Here is an 11,484-nt window from a genome sequence, read left to right as displayed (position 1 = left end):
CACCGGTCAGAAGGTCTGCGAATTCGCTGTCTGTGATAGCTGCTGGAGCATTTTTTGCTTCCATTTATTAACCCCCTGTTGACTCATGTGCAGCTGTGCCGCGACCTCAGCCTCTGTCATTTCCTGCAGATAAATCTTCTGCAGAATCACCTTTCCTTTGGTTGGAAGTGTATTTAATAGCTGCTCTACGGACAACCGGTTAATCATCTCCTCCGTTTCATCCCGCTGAGCCGGGCGGATATCCATGAAGGTACATTCATGCCGGCGGGTTCGCTTGCTGCGGTATTGTAAGCGCCAGCCGATTCGATAGATTTCCTGCCGGTAACGCTGTATCATTTGCTGTTCCATGGCCGTTACGCCTCCTCTTCTATATATCTTTCTAATAATAGGGAAATATTAGGTTATATTTTACAACCAAAATACGAACTTATGTTCTGTTATTTTAGCATATTTATCTGCGCACCTATAGTGATTTATTTCCTGTGGCTTATCCGCAAAAAAAGAAGAAGCCCCGACAGGGAGCCTCTTTCTCTCTTCATATGACTAATTTTCCGCATTATTCGCTCCAAGGCACCAGCCGGGGATGCGGGTCAAGGATGGATTGATATTGCTCCTTCCAGCCGTACCGGGCGTCCGGGTCCAGCAGCATATAACGCAGATACTTCTCCAGCCGGAATTCCGGCTTCGACCAGCCGAGATGCTTCAGACGCAGGTTGCTTAACTGATGGGGCAGCTCGAAGATATTCTCCGGCAGCCGTCCGCAGTGCTGCGGCAGATCATTCCAGGCATAGGTGAAGTCTTCCCGGTAACGGAGCAGGAACGGGCGGTAGCTCTGGTGAGCCTGCCAGTACCTGTCCTCGCGGTAGCTGGCCTCATCCCAGAAGTCGTAGAGCCGGAAGCAGAATAAGTCGCAATCTGCTGTACGCAGCAGGGAATCAACCTCCTCTGGAAAACAGGACTCGAACAGCTCATCTCCGTCCAGATTAAGAATCCACTCGGGCCGGGTCCTAACCACCGCCTCCCACTGCTGCCTGCGCAGCTCTGATTCATTATGGAAGCGGGAGACAGGGTTCTGTATCAGGTGGAGCGGAATCCCCTCCAGAGCCTCGCGGCAGATATCGGCTGTATCATCTGTGCTTGCATCGTCGATTATGACGGCCTCATCGATATACTTGCGATGCTCCTGCAGCACCTGACGCAGGAACCTGGTGCCTTCATTCTTGACGATCATGGTGAGAGTCAGCTTGGGCCGGCGGGAAGCAGGAGCTGCCGGATAAATCTTTTCCGCTCCGGTTGCGTCAACAGGCGGAGGCTCTTTGGACAAGTGCTGCCGGGCTTCGGCTTCGGTCCACAGCACCTCCCACTGCGCTGCTGCCTCCGGCACTCTTTTGTCAGCGGGGGGCTGATCCGTCTCTGCGCAATCTGGCAGATCTTCAGCAGAGGTTACATTGCTGTCTTCAATGCTCGCTGCTTCGTGTGAGGCATCCGGCTCTGCTTCCGTGCCCGAGGTGTGCCGGATGAACTCCGCTACCAGATCCAGATCGCTGTCTCTGTAGAGGTGCAGCGCCGGGAAGTGGGTATCCACGAAGAGCGGAAGGCCGAGCGCCGCTGCACGGATGCAGAAATGACGGTCCTCTCCCCAGTAGGAGATGTTGTGCACCCGGTCGTAGCTGATTCCGGAGCTGAGGGCTGAGCTGCTGATCAGCGTGCAGGCGCCAAGTCCGCCAACCTCATAGATTCCGGGCTGCTGCATCTTCTGCAAAAAAGCAAAAAAGCGGTGCTGAATCTCCTCCGGCGTGAGCTGCTCTCCCGGATGAATCTCCCACTGGTTGTATTCGTCATGCATCCATACCTGCGGCTGCAGCATTGTATTCGGCTGCCACTGTGTCCAGAAAATCTCGGAGATAATATCCTTGCCTGTACCGATCAGGTGCAGCAGCGTCTCCGGGTGGAGAATGAGATCGGAATCAATCAGGAACAGGTAGTCATAGCCGAAGGCCTCGGCCCGCCGGATCATCAGATTCTTAAATCCGGCTACCTTCCAGATCAGATTGGAATGCCAGACATGCGTATGCTCATCACGGATATAGTCATCATGATAGCCGGAGGATTGCAGGAAGACAGATCTGCCGTTCCGGGCGAACTGCTGCAGCAGCTGGCTTGCGGCTGCATCCGGGTTATCATCAATCAGATAGAAATCAAGATCGATATCCTTCAGGTTCAGACGCAGCAGAGCGTTCAGGAATTGCTCCAGGATCGCCGGTTTTTGATGGATCGGGCTGCCTAGCAGCACCCGGGTTCTATTCGAGTTCATAGCAGGCCACTCCAGAATAAGGTCAACATGATAGAACATCCCCTTGGATTCGCAAATAGTTGATATAAATTATATGTATTCGATATTTTTAGAGAAGTACCGGACTTTCCCCATTTCCCTGAAATAATAACCTGCATGTATAGAGGAGAGCCGTATTGCCGTCTGCCCTGAGCTGTTGTACAATACCGCTAATATATATAATCCCCGGAAGAGGGCAGGCAGGAGTGAGAGGATGGACAAGCCAACGTTAAAAGTACAGCAATTGATCAATGTCCTCCTGGCGATGAATCCGCGTGCCGAGGTGTTCCTGCATACGGAGGGCGGAGAGCTTAGGCCGCTCGTGGACGAGGATATTGAGGAGATTTATGCGCCGCTGCATGCTGCCAAGACGGCAGTTTATATCGGTGCACCGGCAGACATTGCAACCCATGTAGAGGAGGAGGCGCCATGAAGCAGGCTCTAATCCGTCTGGAGCAGGGACCGGAGATTCAGCTGGAGCTGTTCGAACAGGAGGCGCCGGGAACCGTAGCCAATTTTGAAAAGCTTGCGAACAGCGGCTTTTACAACGGTCTGGCCTTTCAGCGTGTGGTTCGCGGCTTCGTCGCCCAAGGAGGCTGCCCGGAGCGCAACGGCAGAGGCGGCACAGATCCCATTCCCTGTGAGACGCAGGGGAATCCCCATAAGCATGTGCGCGGGGCGCTGTCTATGGCGCATTTTGGACCGGGTACGGGGTCCTGCCAATTTTTTATCTGTTATGATACGTTCGATTATCTGGATGGCTGGCATACGGTATTCGGCAGGGTCACAGAAGGCATGGAGCATGTCGATGCCCTGCGGCGCGGAGCGGTGATGCAGGAGGTCCGCGTCTGGTAGAGATCATGGTAAATTCATACATTGTAATTCCGAGTATTCCGATATATAATTGCTCAACAACGAGTAAGAATGCTCATAGACATGGAGGAAGAGACAATGCGTAAAGGGATAACTGGGGTTGCTATTCTACTATTATTAACACTGGTGATCAGTGCATGTTCCAATGGGAATAACGCTTCATCTACTAATGCCGCACAGACACCGGTTGCATCACAAGAGCCAGCCGCCGGCGAACCGAAGGATGGAGGCAGTCTGATTATAGGGGTCGCTTCCGATCCGGTAGTACTGAACCCGAACTATGCGGGCGACCGTGTCAGCCTAACCATTGACCAGGCGCTATATGCTCCGCTGTTCCAGGTGAACAACGGCAAGAAGACCTTCTACCTGGCAGACAGCCTGACACCTTCAAGCGATAATCTGACGTATACATTGAAGCTTAAGGATGGATTGACTTGGCATGATGGAGAGAAGCTGACGGCAGATGACGTTGTGTTCACCATCGACAGCATTCTTGATGAGAATCAGAACAGCTTCCTGCGTGCCAACTTCCTGATTGGCGACAAAGCGATTAAGGCTGTCAAGGTCGATGACCTGACTGTGGAGTTCAAGCTGCCGCAGGTCAGCCCGGCTTTTGAAGCCACGCTGGTACAGGTAACCCCGATTCCTAAGCATATTTTTGAGAATGAGACCAACATCGAGAAGAGCACCAAGAACGCTTCTCCGGTAGGCTCCGGTGCCTTCAAGTTCAAGGAATACAAGGCCGGCGAGTACCTGACGCTGGAGCGCTTCGACAACTACTTCGGCGGCAAGCCGCATCTGGATTCGGTCACTTACCGGATTGCCAAGGATACCAATGCTGCGAATCTGGCTCTGCAGAACGGCGAGATTAATGTGCAGTATCTGGACCCGAAGGATGTTCCTACGATTCAAGCGACGAATAATTTTGAGATTCTCCCGTATAGCGAAGGCCGCCTCGCTTATCTCATGTTCAATGCGAACAGCGATACCGGCGCCCTCGCCAAAAAAGAAGTCCGCCAAGCCCTGTCCCTGGCCCTTAGCCGCGACGAGCTGATCCAGACGGCGTACACATCCAGCGAATATGCTGATCCGGCAAAGTCCTTCCTGACACCGGATGCGCTGTACTTCACGAACGAGGTCCCTACCTTTGACAATGATGCTGCCAAGGCGAAGGAACTGCTGGCTTCTGCCGGTGAGAGCAACCTGAAGCTCCGGTATATCGTACAGAGCGGGAACAAGGCGCAGGAAGCCATCTCGCTGTATGTGCAGCAGAAGCTGAAGGCAATCGGCGTAGAGGTTGAATTGCAGAACATGGATTCCTCGGCCTGGGTGCAGAAATTCATTGATCTGAAGGCGACCGATTATGAGCTGGCGTTGACCGGCTATATCATGGGCTATGATCCGGATGCGTACCGTATCCTGTTCACTACGGGCAGCTCATCTAATTACTCGCATTATTCCAACAGTGAAGTTGACAAGCTGATGAATGACGGTGCAGGCGAAGCAGATCCGGCCAAGCGTGCAGAGATCTACAAGAAAGCACAGGAACTGGTAGCCGAAGATGCACCGATCTATCCGATCGCCTATACTAAGACTGTGGTAGCGGTATCGAAGAACTACGGCGGTATTGATGAAGCGGTACTGAAGCCTGTCGTCATCTTCGAAGACCTGTCCAAGATTTACAAGAAATAATCTGCCTCACAAAATAAGCAAGGCAAAAAAATAAGCTGGTTTTCCCAGCTTATTTTTGCCTGTTAAGAGCTGGGAGAAGCTGCGTATGAGACAACTCATCGTCCGAAGGTTGCTGCAAACATTGCCGATGCTGTTTTTCGTATCGGTGGTCTGTTTTACTATGATTAAGCTGGCTCCGGGAGATCCGGTGCTGTCATTTGTGACGCCCAATATGCATGCCGATGATATTGAGCGTATCCGCCATAATCTGGGGCTGGATAAGCCTGCTTATATCCAATATTTCATCTGGGTCAAAGAGATGGTCCAGGGTAATTTCGGCTATTCCCTGGTCAATCACCAGCCCGTGCTGGGCCAGATCCTGGAACGTCTGCCTGCGACAGCGGGACTAATGGGCAGCGCCATCGCGCTGGCGGTAATCCTGGCAATTCCGCTAGGCCTCGTGGCCGGTGCGAACCGCAACCGCTGGGTAGACAAGCTGATCAATTTTATCGCTTATATCGGCATCTCCATCCCCTTATTCTGGCTGGCGATCCTGCTGATGTATCTGTTCGCGATCAAGCTGCATCTGCTTCCAAGCATGGGGATGCGCACCATTGGTGTGGAATCGCCGCTTGATGTGCTGAAGCACGGGATATTACCTTGTACGGTGCTGGCCTTCAGTTTCCTGTCCGGGTATGTGCGCTATATCCGCTCCAGTACCATCGGACAGCTTAAGGAGGAGTATGTGCAGATCCAGTACGCTTTTGGCTCGAAGAAATCCACGATTCTGTTCCGCCATGTGCTGAAGCATGTCCTGCTGCCGGTCATCACTCTAATCGGTATGTCGATGGGAGATCTGGTGGCCGGGGCGATTGTTACGGAGACGGTGTTCTCCTGGCCGGGGATCGGCTCCCTGGGAATGACGGCGGTGAAGGGGATGGATTATCCTGTCATTATGGGGATTACTTTGTTCTCTTCCTTAATGCTGATCTTCGGTAATCTGGTGGCAGATATTCTCTACAGCTTTGTTGATCCAAGAATCAAACTGAAGGGGTGACCTCATGAATCGCAGTAAATGGAAAAACCTGCAGTCCGAGCTGTTTACGAACGGTCTGGGTGTCGCTGCTCTTGTCATATTGATGGTGTTTACACTGGGGGCGGTCTTTGCCTTCCTGTCCGGTCATGATCCGAATGCCATGGACGCCATGGCCCGCCTCACGAAGCCCGGCGCCGCGCATCTGTTCGGTACCGATGATTATGGCCGCGACTATTTGTCCAGAGCCTTATACGGGGGCCGGGTTTCACTGCTGGTCGGATTCGCCTCCATGATCGTAGCAACCTTTGTAGGCGTGCTGGTTGGGGTGATTAGCGGATATTTTGGCGGCTGGATCGATAATCTGCTAATGCGGATGCTGGATATTATCATGTCGATCCCGTCCTTCCTGATCCTGCTGCTGCTCAGCGTCTACCTGAAGCCGAGCATCGGCAATCTGATTATTATTATTGCTCTCTTGATGTGGATGAATGTGGCCCGTGTCGTCCGTGCGGAGACCCTGACAATCAAGGAACGGGAGTACGTGTTATATGCCAAGGCCTCGGGACAGAGTGCCTTCGGCATGATCTGGCGGCATATCCTCCCGGGACTGGTCCCGGTAATTATCGTAGGGGCGACGAATAATATTGCCTCGGCTATTATGATGGAATCGTCGCTGAGCTTCCTCGGCTTCGGGGTGCAGCCGCCGAATGCCACGTGGGGGAGTATGCTGAACAGCGCACAGGGGTATATTGCCCAGGCGCCTTATCTGGCGCTGTTCCCCGGGCTGATGATCCTGTTTACTGTGCTGAGCTTCAATGTGCTGGGAGATATTTTGCGGGTCGGCTTTGAACCCAAGCTGATCCGGAGATAGGAGAGTGGAACATCATGACTGAACGGCTGCTGACTGTTGAGGATTTACAGGTTTCTTTCGCTACCCGGGACGGAGAGAATCAGGCCGTCCGCGGCGTTAGCTTCCATATTGATGCGGGTGAGACCGTAGGCATTGTCGGGGAATCCGGCAGTGGTAAAAGTGTTACAGCCAAGGCGGTCATGTCCCTGATCACACCGCCGGGGCATATGACTGCCGGGAAGCTGGAATTCCGCGGCAAGAGCCTGAAGGGGCTTACGGAGAAGCAGTGGCGGTCCTTACGCGGTAACCGGATTGCAATGGTCTTCCAGGACCCGATGACCTCGCTGAATCCGGTCAAGCGCATCGGCCAGCAATTAACAGAGGTTATCCGCAGACACCGGGGACTGGATAAAGCGGCGGCCTATACCGAAGCGGCGGAGCTTCTCCGCCAGGTCGGCATCCGTGATCCGGAGCAGCGGCTGAAGCAATATCCGCATGAATTCAGCGGAGGGATGCGCCAGCGGGTGATGATCGCGATGGCGCTCTCCTGCCGCCCGGAGCTGCTGATTGCCGATGAGCCTACCACCGCACTGGATGCGACCATCCAGGCGCAGATCCTTGATCTCTTCAAAGAGCTGAAAGAACGGGGAGATACAGCAATTGCGCTTATAACCCATGATCTGGGAGTGGTAGCCCAGGTCTGCACGCGTGTCATTGTCATGTATGGCGGACTGGTTATGGAGGAGGGGACGGTGCAGGATATCTTCTACCGGCCTCAGCATCCGTATACACAGGGCTTGCTGCGTTCCATACCGAAGCGCGGGGGCGGTGAGCGTGAGCGGCTGATTCCGATCGAGGGCACACCGCCCGATCTGCTGAATCCCCCGCCCGGCTGCCCGTTCATGGACCGTTGTCCGCATGCCTTCGCCCGTTGCAGTGAACGTCCTCCGGTAGTCGAGTTTGCACCGGGGCACCGCTCGATGTGCTGGCTGACCGAAGGTACAGAAGAGAAGACGGCAGTTACAGCGGGGAGGGATTTCACTTGAGTGAGCGCAAGGTGCTTGTAGAGGTTAACAATCTGAAGAAGCATTTCCCGAAGGGCAAGGATCTGCGCGGACGGGATAAGGGTGTACTTAAGGCTGTGGACGGGGTCAGCTTCCAGATCCGCCAGGGCGAGACCTTCGGCCTGGTCGGTGAATCCGGAAGCGGCAAGTCCACGGTCGGGCGCTGTCTGCTCCGTCTGTACGATTATACGGACGGCGAGGTGTTCTACGACGGGCGTCCGCTAGGGAAGCTGGGCGAGAAAGGGCTGAAGCCCTTCCGCAGGCGGATTCAGTCCATCTTTCAGGACCCGTATTCCTCGCTTAATCCGAGCCTGAACGTACTGGAGCTGATCAGTGAGCCGATGCGGATTCACGGTCTCTATCCGGGCGAAGAGCGCAAGGAAGCGGTGGCAGAGCTGCTGGAGAAGGTGGGGCTGAAGCGGGAGCATCTGTACCGCTTCCCTCATGAATTCAGCGGCGGGCAACGCCAGCGGATCTCCATCGCCCGGGCGCTGTCAGTCCGGCCTGAGTTCGTCGTCTGCGATGAGCCCATCTCTGCGCTGGATGTCTCTGTTCAGGCCCAGGTCGTTAATGTGCTGGAGGATCTGCAAGCCGAGTTCGGGCTGACCTATTTGTTCATTGCCCATGATCTGTCGATGGTCCGCCATATTGCTGACCGGATCGGCGTGATGTATGGCGGCAGGCTGGTGGAGGTGGCTCCAAGCGATGAGCTGTATGATAATCCGCTCCACCCCTACACCAGAGCGCTGCTCTCCTCCATTCTGGAGACAGACCCGATGAAGGCCAGCCAGCGGATTCAGCTGGAGGCTTATCCGGCTACGCGCGGGACAGAGGAAGCCGCTGCACTGCGGGAAGTGAGTCCTGGACATTATGTGGCCGGAGAATATGCAGACTAATATTGTGAACGAATCTTAGGAGATATACATCTGCGAATCAAGGAGGAGATACAATGACAATGCCGACTAGCAAGGTCAAATTATCACAATGGGATGCGCTTCTGCTGGAATCGCTGCGCGCGCTGTCCGGATCTGACGAAGAGCTGCTGCGCAGAGTCAGTGAAGGGGATCTGCCAGCCGATGAGAGTAAATACGAGTTCGATTACGGGCAGTTGTCTGTCCTTGCAGAGGAACAGCCGGAGGGATTCCGGCAGGCCGTTCTGGAAGGCTACCAGATCAAATACAATACCATCCGCGGAATCCGCAGCTGGATAGAGGTTGCGCTGGGTATTGAAGCGAGGCTGGAGCTGGAAGAGGGGCAGGAAGCGGTGGAAGTGGAATTAACGGAGGCTGAGCGCGGCCGGCTGGAGGATGTATTGTCTTACGGCTGGGCGGTCACCGGCGTGCCTGCCGGAGACGGCAATACCGGAACGTACCGGATTGAGCCGATTCAGCGCTAGAATCAGATAAGGGATAGCCAAAGGCAGCCGCTCCAGGAATGGAGCGGCTGCTTACATTTTACATATTTAATTGGATTCTGCGCGTGCTTAGTACGCCTTCCAGTCCAGTAGGGTCGGTGCTGACCTTGCGGGCCACGAAGGCTTCGGCCCGCTCCGAGGTGCGCAGGCGCAGCGGCTTTGTCTCAAGCTGTACCAGCTCCCACATCACATCCGCAACAGAGTCTGCCGTCTGCGGCTCCACATTACGCTCCAGGAACGCTGCTCTGTAAGCATCCAGAATGGGCTTGTACTCGTCCTCCAGAACGCCGCCGGTGCTGGCGACATGCCCCATTACGGTTGAATTGAATTCCGTGGCGATTGCCCCTGGCTCAAGCAGGGTGATGTCGATGTTGAACTGCGGCTTGTAGTAGGTGGCCAGACTCTCCAGCAGCCCTTCCACTGCGAATTTGCTGGCGCAGTACACCTCGTTCATCGGTTGCCCGACCAGTCCGCCGACACTGGAGGTCGCTACAATATGGGCGTAGCCAGTCTTTTGCAGCAGCGGCAGTGCAGCCCGGATCGTATGCATGACCCCGTACACGTTGGTATTGAAGACCTCCTCAATCTCAGGGAACGGTGCCTGCCCAAGCGCTCTCAGGTAGCCGAAGCCGGCATTGCAGAATAATAGATCCAGCTTGCCTTGCTCCGCTTCTATCCGTTCTATAACCTGCCGAATACTCTCCGGCTGTGTTACCTCCAGCTCTACGAACTGCAGACCCTCTACATTCTGGTACAGCTCCTGTTCACGCTTCAGATGGCGTGTTCCGGCGTAGACCGTCCAGCCCTCATGGGCGAACTTCAGTGCAGTGGCAAGGCCAATGCCGGAGGATGCTCCGGTGATGCAGATTACTTTTGACATACTAGCTTTCGCCTCCATTAGTTTGAACTTCATTGATTTGGACCTATTGAAAAAGGTATAAATGTTCCAGTTTTGCCCACATTATAGCATATAGAAATAGAGCTACCTGAAAATCGACATAAAGTTCGCTGTTTCGCGGGAATTGGGCTGTGCAAAGTTGCTATAATTGTTTTCAGTACGGTACACTATAACTAAAATCTTAATCGCCTGCGAATGGAGAGGAACAAGGGAACAATGGAAGTATTCAAGCGTTATATCGCCAATTTAACAGTCCGGCGCTTCTTGATTCTGGGATTGATTGGACTGCTGCTGTACAGTATCAGGGATATGCTGAATCTGGTGCTGTTGACGTTCCTGATCGCTTACGTGATGAACAGCTTTCAGTTGCTGCTGAGCAAGCGGATCGGCAAGTTTGTGAAGGTGAACAGCAAGGTTATCATCATCATACTGTATGTGGCGCTGATCAGCATGATCGTCATGGCACTCGTCAAATATATGCCCAAGGTATTCTCGCAGATCAAGCAGTTAACCACCTTTCTCGGCACGCTGACCTCCGATGATATTCCGCAGAATGAAATTATGCAGTACTTGTTCCGAAAGGTCAAGGAGCTCAATTATCAGAGCTATTTGAATCAGGGGATCGAATATGTCTTCAAAATCAGCAACTGGGGAACCACCTTCGTCCTGTCCACGATTCTAAGCCTTGTGTTCATTCTGGAAAAGAACCGGATCGTCAACTTTACCTCCCGTTTGAGAGACAGCAAAATCTCCTGGTTCTATGTGGAGCTTGAGTATTTCGGCAGAAAGTTCATCTCCTCCTTCGGCAAGGTCATTGAAGCGCAGATTCTGATTGCGCTGTTCAATACTTTGTTTACCGTGGTCGGGCTGTGGGTGCTTGGTTTCTTTTTCGAGCCGTTCCCGTATCTGTTTGCCCTCTCTATTATGATCTTCATGCTCAGCCTGATTCCGGTCGTTGGCTTTGTCATTTCACTGATTCCGCTGTGCATTATCGGCTATAACACGGGCGGACTGGTGCTGACAATTAACATTCTGGTGATGATTGCCATTCTCCATGTCATTGAAGGCTACTTCCTGAACCCTAAGCTGATGTCCTCCAAAATGAACCTGCCGATGTTCTACACGCTCGTAGTGCTGTTGTTCTCCGAGCATTATATCGGGGTATGGGGACTGATTCTCGGGATTCCGATCTTCGTCTTTTTCCTGGATATCCTGGATATCAGCCGGGACAATAAGCCTTCACTGGAATGACGCAGCTAATTATATAATCCGTAGTACGCATAGGGCGATATTCAACCTGCACAAGGTTCGGGTATCGCCTATTTTCATAGTAAGCATTGGAGGAG

The 11,484-nt window shown here is 53.5% G+C and carries 12 protein-coding genes; 9 read left to right on the top strand and 3 right to left on the bottom strand.

Going from position 1 to position 11,484, the window contains the following annotated elements; translation table 11 throughout:
- Positions 1-6: 6 nt before the first annotated feature.
- Both NST04_RS02035 and NST04_RS02030 read right to left on the bottom strand, forming a co-directional pair.
- Positions 7-348, bottom strand: a complete 342-nt coding sequence (locus NST04_RS02035) for a sigma factor-like helix-turn-helix DNA-binding protein (RefSeq protein ID WP_341182964.1) — start codon at positions 346-348, stop codon at positions 7-9.
- A 208-nt stretch (positions 349-556) separates the two neighbouring features.
- A complete protein-coding gene (locus tag NST04_RS02030; RefSeq protein ID WP_341182963.1) occupies positions 557-2,314 on the bottom strand; it encodes a glycosyltransferase family 2 protein in 1,758 nt (585 codons plus the stop codon).
- Between the two features lie 232 nt (positions 2,315-2,546).
- Here NST04_RS02030 and NST04_RS02025 point away from each other — a divergent pair, with 232 nt between their 5' ends.
- The 8 genes from NST04_RS02025 to NST04_RS01990 all read left to right on the top strand — a co-directional run bounded on the left by NST04_RS02025 (position 2,547) and on the right by NST04_RS01990 (position 9,222).
- A complete protein-coding gene (locus NST04_RS02025) occupies positions 2,547-2,765 on the top strand; it encodes a hypothetical protein (protein WP_341182962.1) in 219 nt (72 codons plus the stop codon).
- A complete protein-coding gene (locus tag NST04_RS02020; RefSeq protein ID WP_341182961.1) occupies positions 2,762-3,187 on the top strand; it encodes a peptidylprolyl isomerase in 426 nt (141 codons plus the stop codon). The genes NST04_RS02025 and NST04_RS02020 overlap by 4 nt, the downstream gene beginning before the upstream one ends.
- 96 nt (positions 3,188-3,283) lie before the next feature.
- Positions 3,284-4,897 (top strand): ABC transporter substrate-binding protein, encoded by a 1,614-nt coding sequence (locus NST04_RS02015; protein WP_341182960.1) that lies wholly within the window; start codon positions 3,284-3,286, stop codon positions 4,895-4,897.
- Positions 4,898-4,982: 85 nt separating this feature from the next.
- Positions 4,983-5,933 (top strand): ABC transporter permease, encoded by a 951-nt coding sequence (locus NST04_RS02010; protein ID WP_341182959.1) that lies wholly within the window; start codon positions 4,983-4,985, stop codon positions 5,931-5,933.
- Between the two features lie 4 nt (positions 5,934-5,937).
- On the top strand, positions 5,938-6,783 hold the full coding sequence (locus NST04_RS02005; RefSeq protein ID WP_341182958.1) for an ABC transporter permease: 846 nt from the start codon (positions 5,938-5,940) through the stop codon (positions 6,781-6,783).
- Between the two features lie 14 nt (positions 6,784-6,797).
- A complete protein-coding gene (locus NST04_RS02000) occupies positions 6,798-7,808 on the top strand; it encodes an ABC transporter ATP-binding protein (RefSeq protein WP_341182957.1) in 1,011 nt (336 codons plus the stop codon).
- Entirely contained in the window at positions 7,805-8,722 is a 918-nt protein-coding gene (locus tag NST04_RS01995) for an ABC transporter ATP-binding protein (RefSeq protein WP_341182956.1), read from the top strand. Before NST04_RS02000 ends, NST04_RS01995 begins: the two co-directional genes overlap by 4 nt.
- A gap of 53 nt (positions 8,723-8,775) precedes the next feature.
- Positions 8,776-9,222 carry a hypothetical protein gene (locus tag NST04_RS01990; protein WP_341182955.1) on the top strand — a complete coding sequence of 149 codons (447 nt, stop codon included), beginning with the start codon at positions 8,776-8,778 and terminating at the stop codon, positions 9,220-9,222.
- Positions 9,223-9,280: 58 nt separating this feature from the next.
- Here the strand turns inward: NST04_RS01990 and NST04_RS01985 are convergent, their stop codons facing one another.
- Entirely contained in the window at positions 9,281-10,120 is an 840-nt protein-coding gene (locus NST04_RS01985; protein WP_341182954.1) for an SDR family oxidoreductase, read from the bottom strand.
- A gap of 234 nt (positions 10,121-10,354) precedes the next feature.
- Between NST04_RS01985 and NST04_RS01980 the strand changes: the two genes are divergently transcribed.
- Entirely contained in the window at positions 10,355-11,389 is a 1,035-nt protein-coding gene (locus NST04_RS01980; protein WP_341182953.1) for an AI-2E family transporter, read from the top strand.
- The last annotated feature ends 95 nt before the right edge of the window (positions 11,390-11,484 follow it).

The organism is Paenibacillus sp. FSL H7-0756 (assembly GCF_038006765.1).
Classification (GTDB): Bacteria; Bacillota; Bacilli; order Paenibacillales; family Paenibacillaceae; genus Paenibacillus_AQ.
Note: the sequence above shows the minus strand (reverse complement) of the source record. Positions and strands in the feature narration are given on the sequence as shown.